This is a genomic window from Rhodopila globiformis, assembly GCF_002937115.1.
GTDB classification, from domain to species: domain Bacteria; phylum Pseudomonadota; class Alphaproteobacteria; order Acetobacterales; family Acetobacteraceae; genus Rhodopila; species Rhodopila globiformis.
Genome location: NZ_NHRY01000206.1, coordinates 1 through 19895, shown reverse-complemented (window position 1 = coordinate 19895; position 19895 = coordinate 1). Strand labels below are relative to the sequence as shown.

Annotated in this window: 15 protein-coding genes and 1 pseudogene; 5 read left to right on the top strand and 11 right to left on the bottom strand. The window is 67.9% G+C overall.

Translation table 11 applies throughout. The features are described from left to right. Positions 1–524: 524 nt before the first annotated feature. The 7 genes from CCS01_RS19050 to CCS01_RS19020 form a co-directional block, all read right to left on the bottom strand. Positions 525–1808, bottom strand: a complete 1284-nt coding sequence (locus CCS01_RS19050; RefSeq protein ID WP_104520353.1) for a cation:proton antiporter — start codon at positions 1806–1808, stop codon at positions 525–527. 132 nt (positions 1809–1940) lie between these two features. After that, the gene (locus CCS01_RS19045; RefSeq protein WP_104520352.1) at positions 1941–5303 is read right to left on the bottom strand and encodes an AAA family ATPase; all 3363 of its coding nucleotides are present in this window, start codon (positions 5301–5303) and stop codon (positions 1941–1943) included. 295 nt (positions 5304–5598) lie between these two features. Further along, entirely contained in the window at positions 5599–6885 is a 1287-nt protein-coding gene (locus tag CCS01_RS19040; RefSeq protein ID WP_239992252.1) for a DNA methyltransferase, read from the bottom strand. Positions 6886–7127: 242 nt separating this feature from the next. Continuing rightward, positions 7128–7781, bottom strand: a complete 654-nt coding sequence (locus CCS01_RS19035; protein ID WP_104520351.1) for an MBL fold metallo-hydrolase — start codon at positions 7779–7781, stop codon at positions 7128–7130. A gap of 91 nt (positions 7782–7872) precedes the next feature. Next, on the bottom strand, positions 7873–8847 hold the full coding sequence (locus CCS01_RS19030; RefSeq protein ID WP_204848353.1) for a S1C family serine protease: 975 nt from the start codon (positions 8845–8847) through the stop codon (positions 7873–7875). A 152-nt stretch (positions 8848–8999) separates the two neighbouring features. Further along, on the bottom strand, positions 9000–9548 hold the full coding sequence (locus CCS01_RS19025; protein ID WP_104520349.1) for a hypothetical protein: 549 nt from the start codon (positions 9546–9548) through the stop codon (positions 9000–9002). 589 nt (positions 9549–10137) lie between these two features. Beyond that, the gene (locus CCS01_RS19020; RefSeq protein WP_104520348.1) at positions 10138–11214 is read right to left on the bottom strand and encodes an NADH:flavin oxidoreductase/NADH oxidase; all 1077 of its coding nucleotides are present in this window, start codon (positions 11212–11214) and stop codon (positions 10138–10140) included. Between the two features lie 102 nt (positions 11215–11316). Between CCS01_RS19020 and pdxY the strand changes: the two genes are divergently transcribed. After that, entirely contained in the window at positions 11317–12180 is an 864-nt protein-coding gene (pdxY, locus tag CCS01_RS19015) for a pyridoxal kinase PdxY (RefSeq protein ID WP_408887495.1), read from the top strand. A 119-nt stretch (positions 12181–12299) separates the two neighbouring features. On the opposite strand, the gene CCS01_RS19010 is transcribed toward pdxY, so the two are convergent. Further along, on the bottom strand, positions 12300–13472 hold the full coding sequence (locus tag CCS01_RS19010; RefSeq protein WP_104520347.1) for a pyridoxal-phosphate-dependent aminotransferase family protein: 1173 nt from the start codon (positions 13470–13472) through the stop codon (positions 12300–12302). Between the two features lie 154 nt (positions 13473–13626). On the opposite strand from CCS01_RS19010, the gene CCS01_RS19005 reads away from it, so the two are divergent. The 4 genes from CCS01_RS19005 to CCS01_RS18990 all read left to right on the top strand — a co-directional run bounded on the left by CCS01_RS19005 (position 13627) and on the right by CCS01_RS18990 (position 17017). Beyond that, on the top strand, positions 13627–14328 hold the full coding sequence (locus CCS01_RS19005; RefSeq protein ID WP_104520346.1) for an SDR family NAD(P)-dependent oxidoreductase: 702 nt from the start codon (positions 13627–13629) through the stop codon (positions 14326–14328). A 1210-nt stretch (positions 14329–15538) separates the two neighbouring features. Further along, on the top strand, positions 15539–16027 hold the full coding sequence (locus CCS01_RS33830) for a hypothetical protein (protein ID WP_158258489.1): 489 nt from the start codon (positions 15539–15541) through the stop codon (positions 16025–16027). Next, positions 16024–16314, top strand: coding sequence for a high-potential iron-sulfur protein (locus CCS01_RS18995; RefSeq protein WP_104520345.1), 291 nt, complete (start codon positions 16024–16026; stop codon positions 16312–16314). Before CCS01_RS33830 ends, CCS01_RS18995 begins: the two co-directional genes overlap by 4 nt. A gap of 253 nt (positions 16315–16567) precedes the next feature. Continuing rightward, positions 16568–17017, top strand: a complete 450-nt coding sequence (locus tag CCS01_RS18990) for a PadR family transcriptional regulator (protein ID WP_239992251.1) — start codon at positions 16568–16570, stop codon at positions 17015–17017. Between the two features lie 89 nt (positions 17018–17106). Here the strand turns inward: CCS01_RS18990 and CCS01_RS18985 are convergent, their stop codons facing one another. The 3 genes and pseudogenes from CCS01_RS18985 to CCS01_RS35335 all read right to left on the bottom strand — a co-directional run. Continuing rightward, on the bottom strand, positions 17107–17370 hold the full coding sequence (locus CCS01_RS18985; protein WP_104520343.1) for a hypothetical protein: 264 nt from the start codon (positions 17368–17370) through the stop codon (positions 17107–17109). Between the two features lie 276 nt (positions 17371–17646). Further along, positions 17647–18438, bottom strand: a complete 792-nt coding sequence (locus CCS01_RS18980; protein ID WP_104520342.1) for a DUF2189 domain-containing protein — start codon at positions 18436–18438, stop codon at positions 17647–17649. A gap of 446 nt (positions 18439–18884) precedes the next feature. Next, positions 18885–19277 (bottom strand): annotated as a pseudogene (locus CCS01_RS35335) (recombinase family protein); the annotation flags it as partial. Positions 19278–19895 lie beyond the last annotated feature (618 nt).

Below are 19895 nucleotides of genomic sequence, written 5' to 3'. Positions count from 1 at the left end.
TTCACTCACGTTACGGCCCATCGAGTCGCTCAACCGCCAGAAGCGGCCTTTGTCGCAGGGCTTCGATACGGCCAATTGCCCAACCGCACCGCCTGCCAGCTACCGGGCCAACCGACCATTGCCCGGGCGGGACTTTCACCCGCAAGGTGATTGCACCCTTCGGGGCGCACCAAAGATCGCAGAGCGGGGCGCAGAGCACGCAGAGACGGGATTCGGACGGTCTGTGGCCGCGATGGCTGTGCGTTGGTCACCGCGCCTTCATGGCCAGGATAGTGAGGGCCGGATCTGTAACGAAGGACCGCGATGACCGGACCATGCTGGCCTGTCGGGACCGGACAGCTAGCGTCGCTTCGTCGCCCGGCTCGTTCACACCCATTCGTGGCCCTTCGCCTTCTTCGTGTTGAAGATTGCGCAAGGACGAACGGGCACGGACGTTCCGGATGGCGCTGGTACCATCCACGGTCAGGACAAACGGCAGGGCGTTCCGCCGCACCCAACAGGGTCCGCATTTTCTGCGAACGATGCTATTCGGCCGTTGCCGGCGCCGGCGGCGCGGGTTGCGGCGCTCCGTACAGCGCAATGACGACCCGCGGCAACAGCAGCCCCTGCGCGACCACGGTGAAGATCACGACGCCGAAGCAGATCGCCAGCAGCAGGCCGCGCCAGGGCGTCTCCGGCAGGATCAGCGCCAGCGCGATCGAAACCCCGCCGCGCAACCCCGCCCAGGTGAGGACGCCGACCGCTCGTGCCGTCCGGCGCACCTTCAGGTCCAGCAGCAGCATCGGGCCGCCGACGCTGGCCAGCCGCGCGAGCAGCGCCAGCGGCACGGCCAGCAGGATCGCCAGCAGCGCCTGCCAGCTCAGATCGATCGCCAGCATGACGAAGCCGATGAGCATGTACAGCAGCGTGTTCAGCAGGTCGTCGACCATCGACCAGAAGGCCAGCAGGCTGGTCCGCCAGCGGTCGTGCTCCGCTACCCGGCCCAGTGCCCAGGCCAGCACCAGCCCGGCGGTCACCACCGCGATCGGCCCCGACACCCCCAGTGCCGCGGCCGCCCGGTAGGTGCTGAGCGCGAGGGCCAGGGAAATCGTCAGCGCCAGGCTGCTGTCCTTGCTGACCCGGACGACCCACCAGGTCAGGTACCCCGCCGCTGCGCCCACGGCCGCGCCACCCAGGCCCTCGACCAGGATGGCCTCGGCGAGGCGCCCGTGGCCGATGACATCCCGCCGTCCGCCCACCAGCAGCAGGGCGGTGGTGAACAGGACGACCGCGGCGCCATCGTTGAACAGGCTTTCGCCGGCAATGATGGCCCGCAAGGTCCGCGGCAGCCGGATGTGGGCCAGCAGTCCCTCCACCGCGACGGCGTCGGTCGGCGCCAGGATGGCGCCAAGGACGAAGCACCATCCCAGCGGGATCGGCTCGCCGACCAGCCACAGCAGAGCCCACAGGCCGAAGGCAAACAGCAGCGCGGCCAGCACGACGCCGACGGTTGCCAGCACCAGGATGGTCCAGGCCCGTTGCCGCAGGCGGCGCAGGTCGACGTGCAGGCTGCCGGCGAACAGCAGCAACGCCAGGAAGCCGTCGAGCAGGACGTGGGGCAGTTGCGCCTGGACGATGCGGTCGCGCAGGCTCGCGCGCACCGCGCCATGGCCGAACAGCGTATCGGCGCCGATGATGAGCGACGACACCAGCAGCGAGCCCAGCAGCAGCGCGACGGGACGCGGCAGGGCGAGCGTGCGCTCGTTGACGACGCCGATGACCGCGGCGAGCAGCAGCAGGATGGCGGCAAGATCGAAGGTTGACATCATCGGTCCGTTCGACACCGGGCACGGCAGGCCCCGGTTGCTGTCCCGCGGACCCGGCGCCACCCGCCTGGGGGTCGTTTGCGGGAGGAGGCTGAATCCCACGTTAAGCCGTTGGCATGCTGTGCCGAGAATTGCTTACGCCAGCTCATCCAGCAATGCTCTGGCCTCCTTCAGCACCGGCGCGTTGAAACCTTCGGTGAACCAGCCATACAGCGGCGCGAGCAGATCATGGGCCTCTCCGCGTTTGCCCTGGTCGCGCCAGAGCCGGGCGAGGCTGGTTGCCGCCCGTAACTGGAGTAGCTTCGCACTCTGCCGCTCGGCAATGGCGATGGCCTGACGGTAATGCCGCTCAGCCCCGGACTGATCCCCGGCGGCCTTCAGCAGGTCGCCTGGTACCCGATGCAACTCGGCTTCAAAGACCCGTTCATCAGTGGTTTCGATGATTCGCATAGCTTCGGCGAGGCAGTGTAGCTGTTCAGGAGACTGCCCGAGCATGGCGTGGGCCTGGGCGAGCCACGTGAACAGCAACGGCGTACTGATAACTGCTTCGGCGGCACGCAATTCCGCCAAGCTTTGATTGAGCAAGGCAAGGCCTTCCTGAACTTGCCCGCACGTGGTCAAAGATTGTCCGCGGAAAGCCAGTCCTAACCCAAAATAAAACGAGAAATGGTGCTTTGTTGTTAGAGTCAGCAGTTCCTCCACGTGCACCATAGGCGAAGAGGTGAGCCAATCGAGCCAGGATGCGTAACAGAGACCGTTGGCCAGGGTATGGACGTGTCGGCGAGCCTCTGACAGGGCTTCGTCCATTCGCAACCGTGCCTGATCGATGTAACCTAGGCACGCCAGGGTAGTGGCAAGCCATATCAGAGCACTCGCAAGCCATGTGCGCGGCCCGACGAAGGGATCAAAGGCCGGCCCTCTGATGACACTATACGTTGGATCGGCAAGAACTTGCTCCAAGAGGGCGCGGGCCGCCACCAACTCGCCAAGCCAGAAGTGGCCAACCCCTTGCCTAGCATACCCAAGTAACTGCACCTCGGCGTCGTTCCGCATCGCGCCTATTTGTTCGAGTTGTTTGCCCAGCGTAAGCGCCAGCCTATGCTCGCCTCGCACGAGATGAAATGAAGATTGGCCTGCGATCAAAGACATCAGATACTCCGGCCGATTGAGCTGCTCGGCCAGCGCGCGTGCCCTGCCGAGGGTCTCGTTTACGTCCGGCGCCGAGGCGCCTTTCGTGCCGGTCAGTGCCGGTCCGAGCGCGATTCGTAGATCGAGTTCCTGTTGCTGGCGCCACCGACCGTCCGGCAGACCGGCCAGCACATCCAGTCCCTTCCGCAATTGGGCGACCGCTTCGGTCATCGCTCCGGCCGCCAGCGCCTGTTGACCCCCCTTTAGCCAATATCCGACCGCTTGTTCGCTGAGGCCTCCTTCGCCGCAATGCCAAGCCAAGAGCACGGGTTGCACTCCCACGATCTCAGGAAAGCGCTCTTCCATGATCGCGACGATGCGCCGATGCAGACCCTGCCGTCTGCCACGCAGCAAACTGCCGTAGGCCGCGTCCTGCACCAGGGCATGCTTGAACAGGTAGCTGGCCTCCGGCGGTGCGCCGCGGGCGAACACCAGACCGGCATTGATCAGCCGCTCCAACGCCTCCCGCACCTGCGGCTCCGGCAGATCGGTGACGGATGCCAGCAGCGCATAGCCGAACTCGCGACCGATCACGGCGCCCGCCTGCGCCACCTCCCTGGCGGCTGGTCCCAGACGATCCAACCGCGCCATCAACGAGGCATGCAAGGTCGGCGGCACAGACAGAGCCGGATGCGGTATGGCCAACAGAGCCGCGGACGCCTGGGTGCCGGCTTCCAATACCGCCTTGGTCAGTTCCTCGACAAACAGCGGCACGCCGTCTGTGCGCTCAGCAATCTCCGCCACAATCTCCGGCGGCAACGCGGCATCTCCGGCAACGCTGGTGACCATCGCTGCCGCGTCCCGCCGGTCGAGCCGGGCCAGGTTCAGCATCGCCACCTGCGGCTGTCCAACCCAGGGCGGCTGGAACTCTGGGCGGAACAGGACCAGCAGCAGCACTGGCCAGTCCATCACCCGCTCGATCAGCCGATCCAGCAAGTCTCGCGAACTCGAGTCGATCCACTGGATGTCATCGAACACCATCAGCACCAGACGCTGCCGCGCCAGAGCCTCAACTTGTCGCAGCAGCGCCCCGAACGTCTTCTCCTTTTTCCGCTGCGGCGTCAGATCGGGCAGCGACGCCAGATCATCCGTGGGCAGTCCGTGCAAATCCGCGATCAGCGCCACGTCTTCCGGCGGCGGCTCGGCGGCCGCCAGCAACGCTTGCAGCTTGGCAAGCCGGGTTGCGGGATCATCCCCATGCGCGAACCCCGCAGCCCGCTCCATCTGCGCGATGATTGGATACAGCGCGCTGTCCTGGTGATGCGGCGAACAGAACCAGCGCATCCGGATGTGCGGCTCGGCGGCGATTCGCTCGGCCAGCGCCTCGGCGAGGCGCGACTTGCCCACCCCTGGTTCGGCCGAGACCAGCACTACCCGGCCACTGCCGGCTTTTGCCTGGCTCCAGCGGCGCAGCAGCAACTCCAGTTCTTCATCGCGCCCGACAAGCGGCGTCAGACCCGAGCGCAGCGCCTCGAACTGGCCAAGTGCATGATTCTCAGCGATCACCTGCCAGGCCGGCACCGGCTCTGGCAGCCCCCTCAGCTCGGTCATGCCGAGGTGCCGGCAGTCGAACAGGCGGCCAATCTGCCGGTGGGTCGCTGCGTCGATCACCGCCTGACCCGGCTCGGCCAGGCTCTGCAACCGGGCTGCCAGATTGGGTGTTTCCCCCACCGCCGTCTGCTGGCGCGAATCCCCCGAGCCGATTGGCTCACCGACCACCACCAGCCCCGTTGCGATGCCGATGCGCACCTGCAATGTCTGACCAGCCACGGGTGCCTCACTGACCGCGGCGGCCACGGCAAGGCCGGCGCGCACGGCGCGTTCGGCATCGGTCTCATGGGCTTCCGGCCAGCCGAAATAGATCAGCACGCCATCGCCGACATAGCGGGCGATGAAGCCGTTGAACGGCCGGATGGCGCTGACGACGCGGGCCTGGTAGCCGCGGATGACCTCGCGCAGGTCCTCGGGATCCAGCCGGGCGGAGAGCGCGGTTGAGCCGATGAGGTCACAGAGCATCACGCTGAGTGGGCGGCGTTCGGCGGTGGTTTCAGGCCTGCTCGGCGGCTTGCCCGGCTCGGCTGGAGCAGGCGAGAATGAAACCTGCACGGACGCCCCAGCCGGCACGGCCTTGGGAGGCAGCGTGGCGATCGCGTCCAACAGGCGTCGGCGATGGCCGATCGCGACGACGCCCATCTCCTTGAGGTCATCGCTGGTCAGCCCGGGCAACATCTCGGCATCGACGGCATTCCCATGGAATGCTGCCTCGTATTGCCCAAGCCCCAGGCTCCTCAGCCACGCCCCAACGTCCATCGCCGCTTCTCCCACCTGGCGATGCGTGCGGCGGACTATCAAACCGGGATGCCACGTTTGTCCAGGCGAAGAAGCCTCGATGGCATCTCTTGATTTTCAAGCCATGATGGATAGCCCGGCGCCAGCGGTCCGCGTCGGGACTCTCGTCGATCCTGACGCGTTCAGGCCCTGCGGCAACAGGGGTTCTGAGTGTGGCGCAGCATTTCGCCCCCTCCCGCAAGCGCCCGCCCTGTGCCTCGGCCGGTCGGAGTTCCGGACGCCCAGCATACCCGGATTCCATCGAAGGGCGGCTCTATTACCGCCGCACCGCCAGAACGATGCGGTTGGTGTTGGTGCCGCCGCGGTTGTTGTTCACGCCCCAGCAGTTGGCGGTCTTGGTGAATTCCTGCTGGTTCACCATCACCCCCAGCACGTCGAACGGCAGCCCCTCGATCGCCGTGGCGACATGGCGCTCCAGCAGGATGCGGCCGCCGCGGACCTCGCCGACTTCGAAGGCGACGAAACCGCCGGGACGCACGACGCGGGCGAACTCCTGGAAGCTGCGGCGGACGAAGGCCTCCCAGGCGGCGATGTCGCGGTGCCTGTCGATCCGCACGTCCTTCGGGTCGATGCCGGCGAACCAGCAGCGCAGCCAGTTGTCGCCCTCGTAGTCGACGACGTCCAGGAACGGCGGCGAGGTCACAATCAGGTCCACCGACCCCGTCGCCAGGGCGGGGGTGCGCCTGGCCGGACCGGTCAGCAGGATCGCCGGCGGGTGCGGCGGCGGCAGGCCGTCGGCCAGCAGCGAGCGGGTCTTCTTCAGGATGATCGCCGCGACGTCCCGCAGCGGCGGCACCTGCCCCCGCGCCTGGTTGATCTTGCGCTGCGACACCGCGGACACCGCCTGGTTGGGCGGCATGGTATAGACCGAGAAGAAGCCGGCCGAGTGCCCGGTCAGCCGGTTCACCGCCACCATGCGGATCCAGGCATCCACCTGATCCCGGGTGCCTTTGCGCAGCAGCCAGGCGCGCAGGGCGGTGATCTGGCGCAGCGTTTCGGGGTGGTAGAACGCCAGCAGGTCCGCCTCGGCCGGATCGGTAACGCCCCGCGACAGGTCGATCGCCGCCAGCCGATCGGCGACGGCGGCGACGGTGGGGGGCTCCAGGCGCGGGGCGCACAGCATCGCGCTGAGCGGATTGATGTCGTTCGCCGCCGGCGCCCGCCCCAGCAGGGCGGCCTCGACCGCGGTGGTGCCGCGGCCGGAGAACGGGTCGTAGACGCGGTCGCCCGGGGCGGTCAGGCGCTCGATGAAGAAGGCGGGGAGTTGCGACTTGAAGCAGGCGCGATAGCTGATCTCGTGCAGGCTGTGGCCGCGCCGCTGGCCGGAGGTCCAGAATTCATTGACGAAGTAGCGCAGGCCGGCCTCCTGCGCCTCCACCGTCGGCGCGCCGTCGAAGGTGAAATGCCGCAAGGCTTCGAGGAAATCACCGGGCGGGACCCGATGGCTGTCGGGGCAGGACGACGAAGCGGGCACGGTCGTCTGGATTTCGCCATCGCCGGGCCTGTCGCCATGCGTATCAGGATCGGCGAACTGGCGGAGCAAGGGCTTCTCTCCATCGTCACGGTCGGGCGTGTCCCGGCCATCCACCCCCCGCCGTCGAAGCGCGGATGGCCGGGACACGCCCGGCCATGACGGGGAGAGAACGGCCGCGTCGCCAGATCCTTCTCCAGCTGCCGTCGTGTCGTGATGCGCATGGGACACACCCGGACATGACGGGGAGAGGGCTGGCTGATCCCGCCATATCCAGCCTGGCAGGTCGAACAGCGAAAGCTGCGATGGAACCGTCAGCGCAGGAATGGGTTGCCCGCCTTTTCCGCGCCGATGGTCGAGCCCGGCCCATGTCCGGACAGGAACGAGAAATCATCCCCCAGCGGCAGCAGTTTCGTCTTGATCGCACTGATCAGCGCCGCGTGGTCGCCATAGGGAAAATCCGTGCGCCCGATCGAGCCCTGGAACAGCACGTCCCCCACCAGGGCGAACCGCGCCGCCTGGTTGACATAGACCAGGGAGCCGGGTGTGTGGCCCGGGCAGTGCAGCACCGCGAAGCGGTGCGGGCCGACTGTAACCTCGTCGCCTTCCGCGATCCAGCGATCCGGCGTGACGTTGCGGCCGTCGAAGCCGAAGGCAGCGGCCTGCTCGGCGATCCCGTCGAGCAGGAACTTGTCGCGGATGTCCGGCCCCTCGACCGGGACCGGCGCGCCGGCGCGGGCCTGCAGCGCATCGCGCAGTGCGGCCGCGCCGCCGGCGTGGTCGAGATGGCCGTGGGTCAGCAGGATCTTCTCGACCTTCGCGCCGGTCTGGTCGATTGCCGCCAGGATGCGGTCCACGTCGCCGCCGGGATCGATGACGGCGCCGACTTTGCTCGCGTCGTCCCACAGGATGGCGCAGTTCTGCTGGAAGGGGGTGACAGGGACGATCGCGCCGCGCAGTCCACTCATAGGTTCATCCCTTTTCAATTCCTCCGCGGCGGGCGCCGCCCACGCGCGCCGCCGGGAAGCGTGCGCCGCCGCCACGCCTCCTGCAACGACCCTAATGCAGTTTCGGCGATTTCAGGAAGCTCGCCCGATCGGCCGATCGGATCGCGATGCGCTTGGGCGAGCCGTCCCGCTCGATGCGCAGCCGCACCTCGGCGCCGGCGCTGCCCGAGGACCAGACGCGCCGCCACAGGCCGGCCAGGTCCGGAACTTCCTCGTCATTCACCGTCAGGATCTGGTCGCCGGCGCGGATGCCGGCCTGCTCGGCCGGGCCATTGTCGGCCAGGCCGCCGACGATCAGCGCCTCGTCCGACTCGGTGGCATACATGCCCAGCCAGGGGCGCGCCGGACGGTTCACCCGCCCATAGCTCAGCAGGTCCGGCAGGATCGGCGCCAGCAGGCCGATGGGGACGATCATGTTCATGTCCAGCCGCCGCCCCTTGTCGTCGCCTTGCTGCAGGATCAGGGAAGCGATGCCCATCAGCCGGCCGTCGGTGCCGATCAGGCCGCCGCCGCCCCAGAACTGGTGGGCCGGGGCGGTGAACAGGGCGTCATCCAGCACGTATTCCCAGTAGCCGGCGAATTCCTGCCGCCCGACGATCCGGGTTTCGATGGCATGGTGGCGCCCGCCGCCGGCCGCCAGCACCGCGTGGTCGCCGACCTTCAGGCGATCCGAATCGCCCAGCTCCAGCGCGGGGGCATCGAGCTTGCCGAGCGCCTGCACCAGGCCGAAGCCGCTGTCCTGGTCATAGGCCAGGGCATGCCCGGGCACCGCCTGCCCGTCGTTGGTGGTGATCCAGATGGTCTCCGCCTCGGTGATCAGGTAGCCGATGGTGGCGATCAGGCCGGTTTCCTTGATGATCACGCCGCTGCCGGCCCGCTCGGTGCCGAGCGTGTTGGCGGTGAAGGCATCGACCGGGACGTAGGTCTTCAGGCTGACGACGGCCTTCAGCGCCCGCTCGAGGTCGAACGAGTAGTCGCCGGGATCGGGCTGCAGATTCGGCGGGATCTCCCACTCTTCCCTTTTCATGCCTCGGCGTCTCCCCTGGTTCGGGCGGCCCTTCGGTGGCGTGTCTGTCATGACCTGCTAATATCGGTCCTTTCGTCGCGACCGGCAATGCCGCTCGCCCTGGTTAATCCTGTTTCGGCGTCCTGAGTCGCGGTAAGCGGGTTAAACTTGTTTCATTGCCCGGCGGCGCGGCGATTGGCGGCCAGCTCGTCCGGCGTGAGCTGGAAACCGGCGATGATCCCGTAGGCCGCGCCGGTTTTCCTGGCGGACACCGGCAAGGCCAGGTCGATGTCCTGGCTCGTCATCGTCAGGCGGTCCACGTTCGGCGGGAAAACCACATGCACCGGGAACACCTGCTTGTCGCGCACGGTTTCGCCCTCGGTGACGGCGAGGAACACCGGCACGTCGGCTTCACGCCCGCGCATCGCCGGGCCGCGCTGCACGGCGATGGTGACCTGGACCTTCGCCGGCAGCACCGACTTGTCGTCGCCGGCCGAGCAACTGCCTTTCACCCCCATCACGTGGGCCTGGACGATCAGGTCGGTCAGGTCGTGCGCCGGCCCTTTGCCGGCATAGCGCGTCATGTCCGACAGTTCCGGGATCAGCCGGGCGGACGGACAGGGCGGGGCGAACTGATCGGGGCCGGCGCCGCCGCAACCGGACAGGCCCAGCAGCAGCGCCGGCACGGACAGGCAGGCAATGGGACGCAGGCGAACAGGCATCGGTCACTCCGCAAGGCCGGATGAGCAGCCGGCGACTCCCGGCAGCGGGTTCCATACTGTGCAACCCGCCGGTGGTATGGGCAATGCCGCGTTTCGTCGCCAGAGCGTTTTCCCCTGGAACCGAAACGCCCCGGCGCATGGTCATGGGCGCTACAGCAGACCGCGGGTCAGTTGGGACAGGGCGCCATCATCGTCATGGCCGGCGCAGGCCGGCCATCCGCACCTTTGCACGGCCTTCGACACCGCCAGGCGTGGATGGTGGGCCTGCGCCACCATGACGCGGAGAGGCCGGTGCGCCGGCTCTACAGCAGACCGCAGGTCGGTTGGGACGCAGACGGCCTGTCTTCATCGTCATGGCCCGGCTTGTCCGGGCCACCTGTCGCGGCACATGTGCTGGAATAGGTGGCCCGGACAAGCCGGGCCATGACGAGTGAGGTGCGCCGTCGCCGTGTCTCAACCAACCTGCGGTCTGCTGTAGCGGATCGGTTATTCCGGGACGAGCCCTAAGTCAGAGCCTATGCGGCCCATGGTGCGCCCGCGCTGCCGTCAGCCCGGCTCCGCCTCGCGAGGCGGTCCGGCCGGTCGTGTCCTACAGCGCAGCGCGCAGGTATTGCGGCGGCAGCGGCGGCGGCGCTCCCAGGGCCTTTGCCGCGTGCAGCGGCCAGGCCGGATCGGCCAGCAGCGCCCGCCCCAGCAGCACGACGTCGGCGCGCCCGTTGGCGACGATTTCGGCGGCGTGGGTGGGCTCGGTGATCAGGCCGACGGCGCCGGTGGCGATGCCGGCGCGGTGGCGCACCGCCTCGGCGAACGGGACCTGGTAGCCGGGGTGCAGCGAGGGGATCGCCTGGTTAGGCGCCAGGCCGCCGGACGAGCAGTCGACCAGGTCAACCATGCCGGTGGCGGCGAGCCGGCGGGAGACCTCGACCGTCTCCTCGATGGTCAGGCCGCCCGGTACCCAGTCGGTGCAGGACAGCCGTACCCACAACGGCAGGTCCGCCGGCCACTCGCCGCGCACCGCCTCCGTCAGTTCCATCAGGAAGCGCATCCGGCCTTCCAGCGCGCCGCCGTAGGCGTCGGTGCGGTGGTTGGACACCGGGGAGAGGAAGGAATGGCCGAGATAGCCGTGCGCGGCATGAAGCTCCGCGATCTGGAAGCCGGCGTCGCGCGCCATGCGTGCGGTGGCGACGAACTGGCCGATGACGTCGCCGATTTCGCTGGCGGTCAGGGCGTGCGGGACGGTGGCGCCGGGCACCGCCGGCAGATTGCTGGGCGCCAGCGGGACCCAGCCGCCGTCCTCCACGGGAATCGGCGCGCCGCCCTCCCACGGCACCTTCGCCGAGGCCTTGCGGCCGGCATGGGCCAACTGGATCGCGGGAACCGCGCCGGCGTGGCTGATCACCGCCGCCAGGCGCGCCAGCTGCGCCTGGTGCGCCTGCGTGTAGAGGCCCATGCAGTGCGGCGTGATGCGGCCGACGGCGGAGACGGCGGTGGCCTCGGTCATGACGATGCCGGCCCCGCCGGCGGCGCGGGCGCCCAGGTGCTGGACGTGCCAGTCGTTCCCGAGGCCGTCATGGGCGCTGAACTGGCACATCGGCGCGAGGACGATGCGGTTGCGCGCGGTGACCGAGCGAAAGCTTATCGGCTGGAACAGCAGAGGCGTTGACATGCGGCGGTGTACCCTGATTGGACGTCCCCGGACCTGAGCCGGAGTCCGGTCAGGCTATCGTAAATTGCATCTGCGAACAAATTCCAGGCGGAGATGGAACCGATGCTGCACATTCTGTCGATCCAGTCCTGGGTCTCCTACGGCCATGTCGGCAATGCCAGCGCGGTGTTCCCGCTGCAGCGCCTGGGCGCCGAGGTCTGGGCGGTGAACACGGTGCAGTTCTCCAACCACACCGGCTACGGCGACTGGACCGGCGACGTCTACAGCGGGCAATCGGTGCGGCGCCTGGTGGACGGCATCGCGGCGCGGGACGCCTTCACGCGGTGCGACGCGGTGCTGTCGGGCTATGTCGGCGGCGCCGACATCGGCGATGCCATCCTGCACGCCATCGGCAGCGTCCGGCGGGCAAATCCGGCGGCGACGTACTGCTGCGACCCGGTCATCGGCGACGTCGACACCGGCGTCTATGTCCGCCCGGGCATCGAGGACTTCCTGCGCGACCAGGCGCTGCCGGCGGCGGACATCGCCACGCCGAACCGGTTCGAGATCGAGCGGCTGACCGGCCTGGATTGCCACACGCTGCACGGCGCCAGGCAGGCGGTGCTGCGGCTGCGATCCATGCTGCGGATGGACGGGCCGGCGTGCGTGCTGCTGACCAGCCTGGAGACGGACGAGACGCCCGGCGACTGCATCGACATGCTGACCTTCGAGGCCGGCCACTTCCACCTGCTGCGCACGCCGCGCCTGGACCTGGCGATCAACGGCGCCGGCGATGCGGTCGCGGCGCTGTTCCTGTTCCACCGGCTGACCACCGGCAGCGCCGTCGCCGCGCTGGAGGCGGCCGGCTCGTCGGTCTACGGCCTGCTGCGCCGCACGGCGGAGGCGGGATCGCGGGAGATCCTGACGGTGGCGGCGCAGGACGAGTTCGTCAGCCCGAGCCGCCGGTTCGCCGCCCTGCCCTGCTGACGGCGCTCAGGGCGCCAGCCACATAGACGTAAACAGGGCGCACAGGCGGCACGCCGGACAGGCCGTATAAGCGCGAACATAGGGAGACCGGGTCGGGTCCGTTGCCTCTCCGTCAGCCGTTATGCCGCCAGGTACGCCATCGCCGCCTCCACCCCGCCGCGGCCGTGCGGCACGCCCTCGATGCGCAGACCCATTTCCACCGCGGCCAGGGCGCCCAGCAGCATCGGCTCGTTCAGGTCACCCAGATGGCCGATGCGGATGACCCGGTTGCTCAGCCGGCTGAGGCCGCCGCCGAGCGAGACATTGAACCGTTCCCGCACGGTGCGGCGCAGCGAGTCGCCGTCACAGCCCTCCGGCATCAGCACCGTGGTGACGGACTCCGAGCAGCGGTCGGGCGAGAGGCAGAACAGGCGCGGGCCGTCATTGGCCGCCCAGGCCCGCGCCGCGCGGCGGGTCGCCTCGGCCAGGCGGCTGTGGCGGGCGACGACGTTGTCCAGCCCCTCTTCCTCTAGCAGGCGGATCGATTCGCGCAGGCCGTAGAAGATGTGGACCGGAATGGTGCCGATGAAGCTTTTGGTGCTGCGCTCCGCCATCATGGTCCAGTCGAAATAGAAGCGGTGCAGCCTCGCGCTGGCATGCGCGGCGAACGCCTTGGCGGAGACCCCGGTGAAGCTCATGCCGGTGGGCAGCATGAGGCCCTTCTGGCTGCCGCCGACGACGCAGTCGATGCCCCACTCGTCCATGCGGAACTCCAGCGACCCGAGCGAGGAGATCGTGTCCACCAGGAACAGCGCCGGATGCCCGGCCTCGTCCAGCGCCGCGCGGATGGCGGGCAGCGGCAGCATCAGGCCGGTCGAGGTCTCATTGTGGACGGCGCAGACCGCCTTGATGGCGTGCGCGGCGTCGGCGGCCAGGTGCCGGCGGACGTCGGCGATGTCGACGCCGCGGCGCCAGTCGGCCGCGACGACCTGCACCTCCAGCCCGTGGCTACGCGCCATGTTGGCCCATTCGTCGGAGAAGTAGCCGGACTCCAGCACCAGGATCGTATCGCCCGGCGACAGCAGGTTGGTCAGGCTGGCCTCCCAGGCGCCGTGGCCCGAGGCGTTGTACATGAACAGGTGCTGCCCGGTGCGCAGCACGCGCTTCAGCCCGGCATAGGCGGCCTCGTAGACGGCGACGAAATCGGGGTCGTTGAAGTCGACGCTGGGACGGTCCATCGCCCGCAGCACGCTGTCGGGGATGTTGGTCGGACCCGGATTGGCAAAGAAGTGACGTCCACGGGGCTTTGGCATTGGACTATCCTGTTGGTCTGGCCTGTTGGTCTGGTTGCGGCGCTTATAGCGCAAAGTCCGGCCTTGGCACGGGCTTTCGCGACCGATGCGCCGCTCTTCCGGCACCGGACGAGCGGGCCATGTTCTGATCCGTCACTTTTGGGAAGGAAGTCGCATGCCGCCTGCCTCGACCAGGACTGCTTTGATCATCGGCGCCTCACGCGGGCTCGGGCTTGGCATGGCGCGGGAGTTGCTGACGCGCGGCTGGCATGTCGTCGGCACGGTGCGGAACGCGGCGCGCCGGGAGCTGTTCGCATTGGCGGACCGGTCGCGCGGCAAGCTGGCGGTGGAGACGGTGGACATCAACGAGCCGGACCAGGTCGCCGCGCTGCGCCGGCGGCTCAACGGCCGCCGGTTCGACCTGCTGTTCGTCAACGCCGGGATTGCCGGCGATCTGGCCGGGACCATCGGCACCATCGGCGCGGAGACGTTCACCCAGGTGATGGTGACCAACGCGCTCAGCCCGATGCGCGTGGTGGAGGCGCTCCAGGCGCTGGTGCCGGCGAGCGGAACCATCGGCGTGATGTCCTCCGGCCTGGGCAGCGTCGCCGACAACGAGGAGGGCGGATGGGAGGTTTACCGCGCCAGCAAGGCGGCGCTGAATACCATGATGCGCAGCTTCGCGGCGCGGCACGCGGGCGATCCGCGCAGTCTCCTGCTCATCGCGCCGGGCTGGGTGAGGACCGACATGGGCGGGCCGGAGGCGCCCCTGGACGTCGAGACCAGCATGCGTGGGGTGGTTGATACGATCATTGCCCAGGCCGGGAAGCCAGGGCTGCAATATCTGAACCATGATGGGCGGACGCTGCGCTGGTAGCGCGGGGGCCGGCGGCATACCGCGATCGTAGGCCGCAACAAATTCTGCTCTGCGCGCTCTGCGCTCCGCTCGGCGAACTCTGCGTCGAATCGCGGTGGTTGTAGCGCCACCGGCGTTTCGGGTTGGGCGATTCAGCGGCAACGCCTATCTTTGTTGCAGCACCGCATTTTTCAACGCAGAGTTCGCAAAGCGGAGCGCAGAGCGCGCAGAGCAGGAATTCAGGCGACCTTCGGTCGCAGTGGGTTCGCCTCGATCCCGGTGGCTTGCAGGCCATGGGCGAGGCGGCCGCAACGGCCCCATTTTCGTTTCTTGCGCCACCGATTTATACTATGGCCTGGCTGGCTTGCGCTGGCCGTGCAGAATCCTCGCCTGAGAGCCTGAAAATCAATAGGCTTTCTGGACGATTCTATGAATTGACGCCATGTTTCACAGAAGATTATAGCAAGTCGCAGGTCGGTTGAGACGAACGTGCCGGATCGGCAGCGACAGCCGATGGAGACACGGGTGCCGCCGCCTGGCGGCAAAGTTGCGCCCAGGCAATAACTGGCTGCGGCGTCAGCGGCCGATCGGCGATGTCGTACTGGCGGAAAATCCGCTTGGTCCACCACAGAGACACAGAGCCACAGAGGTTGCAACGAAGGCGTCGGCCGCGCGGCGGTTCTGATCTCTGTGTCTCTGTGGTGGACTATCGTCGGCCGCCGCAGGCACCGGCCGTGACAAGGACGCACGCCCCCGGCCGCATCATCATATGGTCCGGACGGGAACTCCGGCCGCAACCCAGGCAGCCTGGAGAAAGCGATGCCGCTGTATTCCTGCAAGCGGAGTCCCAACCATCCCGCGGTATGCTGCCGCAGCTTCGGCGCCGGCCAGGAGTCGATTGATTTTCAGGCTCCGAGGCCCGGCGGCCAGAAGACAGTGGCATCATTTTACTTCGTCCGCCGCGCCGGCGCCCCGGCTGCACGCGACAGCCTCGCCGCACATCGGATGCGGGCACTTTCTGCGCCCCGACGGTAAAATTGGGCTTGCAACAAGATATATCGAGTTCTATCGTTTGCCCACGGTCGGAGGGGCGGACCTCCGGGGCGCCCCTCGCAACTCTCTCCAGCGTACCCGCCCTCGCCCCTCCGACCACCGCCTCAGGCTGGCATGCCTGGACGGGCCGAAGGTCCTCTGCCGACGGTCACGCAATCATCTGACGGGAGACGCGGCCATGCCGCTCATACGTTCCTATCGCCCCCGGCATTGCCGGGCCGCCGTTGCCGGTCCCGTCGGTCCCGGCCTCCGATCCCACCGGCAGACCGGGCGGTTGTCCTGCGGCGCCGATCTGCGGCTCGTCATTCTGGCCGTGCTGGCGGAACAGCCGGGCGACGAACGCGGCGTGCAGCGGGCGCTGGCGGCTCGGGGGCTTTACGGCGCGGCGGCGGATGCGGCGGCGGTCAGCGCCAGCCTTGGTCTGCTGGCCGACATGGGCCTGATTGCCCGCCGCCCGCAGCCGGCTGGGCAGACCGTCTATACAATCGTTGATGCAGGCGCCGCGGCGCTGGTGTCCAGCCGCGCTGTGGTCGACGCCCTGCTGGCCGCACCGGGTGGCTACCGCGGGCCCGGTCCGCGCATGGCCTTCCGGCACGGCCGGAACCGCCGCCGGCACAAGGCGGCAATCTCTGGAGCACGTGTTACTTCACAAGGAGACAATCCATGACAGACGACACCACGCACCATCCTCCGGCGGGCAGCGCGGCATCGCGCCGGCAGGTCCTGTGCGCCGGGCTGGCGGTGGCGGGCGGCCTCGCCGCGGCCGGCGCCCGGGCGCAGGAGAAGATCGCCCCCGAGATGGTGCAGTACCAGCGGACGCCGAAGGACGGCAACAAGTGCGCCACCTGCGTCAACTTCGAGCCGCCCGACACCTGCAAGATCGTCGCCGGCAAAGTCATCCCCGAGGGTTGGTGCATCGCCTACGCGCCGATGGAAACTAGCAACAAAGGCTGACCCGGCCGCCGGCCGCAATCGACCACATCTGGCCGGAGCGGTGCCTGCCGCTCCGGCTTGCCGGCCGTCAGGAACACCCTAATCTGGCTGCTGCAGCCCGAACCCGGCTGAAGCAGGACACAGGAGCACGTCAATGTCGGGACAAGACAGTCCAGAGCGCCCGGAAGCCCCGTGCGGCTGGGATTGCCCGGGTGGCCGGGGGCGCGGGCGCGGCCTTGGCCTAGGCCTGGGCCGCGGCCGCGGCCGCGGGCGGATGTTCGACAACGGCGACCTCCGCCTGATCATCTTGCACCTGCTTGCGGATCACCCGAGCCACGGCTACGAGATCATCAAGGCGCTGGAGGAGCGTGTCGGCGGCGGCTACAGCCCCAGCCCCGGCGTCATCTACCCGACGCTGACCTTGCTGGAGGAACTCGGCCAGGCGACGGTCAACGAGGACCGCGGCGGCCGCAAGCTCTACAGCCTGACCGCGGCGGGCCAGGCCATGCTGGCCGCCAGCCAGGCCGCGATCGAGGCGATTTTCGCCCGCCTCGACAGCGGCGCCGCGGCCCGCAGCGGCCCGCCGCCCCAGGTCATGCGGGCGATGGAGAACCTCGCCGTGGCGGTGCGCCTGCGGCTGCAGGGGGGGGCGGCCACCGAGATGGAGATCCGCGCCATTGCCGCCGCGATCGATGGCGCGGCGCAGGCGGTGGAGGAGATCTGAGCGGCACACCGTTGGCCGAGGCCATGCCCCGGTATGCCCGGCGTGACGACAGGGCGGCGGCCTCGCTTCACGCCGTTCACGGCAGCCCGCTACAGCGCGTACCAGAGCTCGACCGCGCCTTCCGGCTCCACGGGCTGCCGGCTGAGGCCGGCGGGCAGTTGCGCGCGCAACTCCGTCAGCGTGTCGCCGAGCAGCACATAGGGTGACGGACGGCCGCAGAGCAGACGGGCGACGAACTTGCCGGGATGCCCGGGATCATCGGCGGATACGATCCAGCCGACAACCTGCCACGTTCGGCGGGCCTCCGTTTGAACCATGCTGGCCATACCACGGTCGATGATTTCATCCGGCATGCTTCTGCATCGCCGGACAGCGTGGCCGTTTATTGTTCGAATTCTGGCACGGGAGGATTCGGTGTGGGCAACGCCCGCGGCACAGGCGGCAGCCCGATCCAGCGGTCAAGGTCCGGCCGGCGACGGAGCCATGCCAGGCGGCGGCTGTCGGGCGATCGCGCGCCCGCCGGTTACCTCGCGCAGCGGATCTGCGCAGGTTTCGCATGATGCGGCTCGCGGCCGTGCGGCGTCGCCGGAACCGGGCGCTCCGGCGGCGCCGCGCGTCCCTGGGCTGGCCTACAGCCGGATGACGGCCCGGTAGGCGTGCCAGGTGGCGTGTCCGGCCAGAGGCAGCGTCACCGCAAGCCCCACAAGGCCCACTGCCATGCCGAGCACGGTCAGCGCAACCAGCAGGGCCGCCCAGACCACCATGGCCGGCAGGTTCGCGCCCACCGCTGTCCAGCTGGTGGCCACGGCCTCGGCCATGCCCACCGGGCGGTCGAGCAGCATCGGCAGCGCGAACGCGGTGCCGGCGAACACCAGGGCGGCCATGACGCCGCCCATGACCATGGTGATCGCCAGGAAGGCCCGGCCCTCACCGGTGAACAGCGTCGTATAGAGCAGCGAGTGCGCGTCCAGGCCGATCGTGTCCTGGAACGCCAGGGCGTAGGTCAGTTGCGCCATCCGCAACCACACCATGAAGATGCCGAGCAGCGCCGCGCCGACATAGAGCATCGGGCCCGGATTGGCGCGGAACGCCTGGAGGGCGTGGCGCAGGCTGGGCTGGCGGCCGGTCTCCAGGTCGCGGCTGATGGCGTAGAGTCCGAGCGTGGCGGCCGGGCCGATGAGCATGAAGCCGGTGGCCAGAGGCACGAACAGATACACCAAGTTGGCGATCAGCAGTGCGACGGTCAGCACGATGCCCGCCAGCACGAAGATCATGCCGTAGCCGAGGCTGGTGCCGAAGGCGGCGCGGAAATCGCGCGCCCCGGCGGCAAGCCAGGCGAATGGAGCCGTCGCGGCAACCTGCGCCGCCCGATCGGCAAACGGCCGGCCGGGATATGGCGCAGCAGCGTCAGTCTGGGCCATGGATGTTTCCCCATCTTCAAAAACGCGCGGTGGTTGTAGGCGAAGTCTCGGTCCGAACGGTATGACATTCTCGCCCGGCGCGGACGGGCCGGCATCACACGTCCGTTACGAGAGCATATGGGTGCCGGGCGCCATCGACCGTGGCATATCGCGTGCCATCCGAGGATTTTCCTGCGCAGGCCATGTCGATGCCATGGACCAGGCGCCGATCGGCGCAACCGCGACGGCGGGCCCGTTCGAGACGATCCATCCGGCAGGTTCTCCGCGCAATACCAGGCAGGGTCTGCATTTGATATCCAGTGGGAGTGAAACGATGAGCGACACCGAAATCGCTGCCCTGCGGACCTTGCTGCTGTCGCGGCCACGGCCCGCCGACGTTGCCGAGCGGCGCGCGCGGCTGGACGCGCTGGGCGCCGCCCACCCGGCCGCCCGATGCGTCCTTCCGCCCTGGCGGCGGCGAGACCAGCCGAGGTGCGTTCGCGGATCATCGCATGCTCGAACTGGGCGAAGGCTCCGACCATCTGCATCATCATTCGTCTGGCCGGAGTGGTCGTATCGATGTTCTCGGTGATCGAGCGGAAGCCTGCGCCCGCGTTGACGACACGCTCCATGATGTAGAGCACGTCCTTCGGTGTCCGTGACAGGCGGTCGAGCTTCCAGACGACAACGGTGTCGCCTTCTCTCAGTTGGTCGAGCAGGCGATGCAGTTCTGGCCGGTCCCAGCGCCCGCCCGAGGCGGCCTCTTCGAATATCCGCCTACAACCGGCGGCCTTGAGCGTTTTCGTTCGCAGTCTGTTGTGCTGCTCATCCCCCTGTAGCAAGCCTCTCGTTACGGGCACAACTGCCGTTGCAAAGTGATATCAATGCATATGAAGGGTGCCCTTCGTAATCTTTGGTAACCATTACCGACGTGTGCGAAAATATGGCGGGAACACACCACCATCAGCAACTAGTCTCACAACCGCCGTTCGTGTAAGGCAGGCTTTACACGTTCATGCCGAACGGGCCGCATGGGATGCCGTACCTGAGCCGCAGGCCCCCTATTGCCGTGCTCCAGCAGTCTAAAAAATGCTATTATATATTTTTTTTAACACGCGCTCGCACGTAAGCGATTGGATATATAATATGAAATGAAATCACGGCCGCGTTGGCAGTAATGTGTAAGCTAACCTTTACAGATTGTATAGTGTGCAACGTATATTCTCATATAAGTATTTGAAAACAGGCGAGTTTTTTATGTGGCACGCAGCTTGCTCAGATGACTTTGACGGAAAGACCGTCGTCAATGCAATACGAGTAAATATCCCCCGGCAGAGCCGGGGGCTTTATAGTGTTGGCCGCTCAAAGCGGCCGGGCGGGTCGCTGACGCGGCCCGTTGAGTGTGAGCCGCTCAAAGCGGCAAGCGGGACCGCTAACGCGGTCCCGGGTTCAGTTGGCCACTAAAGTGGCCGGTTCAG

Coding starts and splice junctions, on each gene's coding strand:
- CCS01_RS19050 (WP_104520353.1), bottom strand. CDS start 1,808: ATGATGTCAACCTTCGATCTTGCCGCCATCCTGCTGCTGCTCGCCGCG.
- CCS01_RS19045 (WP_104520352.1), bottom strand. CDS start 5,303: ATGGACGTTGGGGCGTGGCTGAGGAGCCTGGGGCTTGGGCAATACGAG.
- CCS01_RS19035 (WP_104520351.1), bottom strand. CDS start 7,781: ATGAGTGGACTGCGCGGCGCGATCGTCCCTGTCACCCCCTTCCAGCAG.
- CCS01_RS19030 (WP_204848353.1), bottom strand. CDS start 8,847: ATGAAAAGGGAAGAGTGGGAGATCCCGCCGAATCTGCAGCCCGATCCC.
- CCS01_RS19025 (WP_104520349.1), bottom strand. CDS start 9,548: ATGCCTGTTCGCCTGCGTCCCATTGCCTGCCTGTCCGTGCCGGCGCTG.
- CCS01_RS19020 (WP_104520348.1), bottom strand. CDS start 11,214: ATGTCAACGCCTCTGCTGTTCCAGCCGATAAGCTTTCGCTCGGTCACC.
- pdxY (WP_408887495.1), top strand. CDS start 11,317: ATGCTGCACATTCTGTCGATCCAGTCCTGGGTCTCCTACGGCCATGTC.
- CCS01_RS19010 (WP_104520347.1), bottom strand. CDS start 13,472: ATGCCAAAGCCCCGTGGACGTCACTTCTTTGCCAATCCGGGTCCGACC.
- CCS01_RS19005 (WP_104520346.1), top strand. CDS start 13,627: ATGCCGCCTGCCTCGACCAGGACTGCTTTGATCATCGGCGCCTCACGC.
- CCS01_RS33830 (WP_158258489.1), top strand. CDS start 15,539: ATGCCGCTCATACGTTCCTATCGCCCCCGGCATTGCCGGGCCGCCGTT.
- CCS01_RS18995 (WP_104520345.1), top strand. CDS start 16,024: ATGACAGACGACACCACGCACCATCCTCCGGCGGGCAGCGCGGCATCG.
- CCS01_RS18990 (WP_239992251.1), top strand. CDS start 16,568: ATGTTCGACAACGGCGACCTCCGCCTGATCATCTTGCACCTGCTTGCG.
- CCS01_RS18985 (WP_104520343.1), bottom strand. CDS start 17,370: ATGCCGGATGAAATCATCGACCGTGGTATGGCCAGCATGGTTCAAACG.
- CCS01_RS18980 (WP_104520342.1), bottom strand. CDS start 18,438: ATGGCCCAGACTGACGCTGCTGCGCCATATCCCGGCCGGCCGTTTGCC.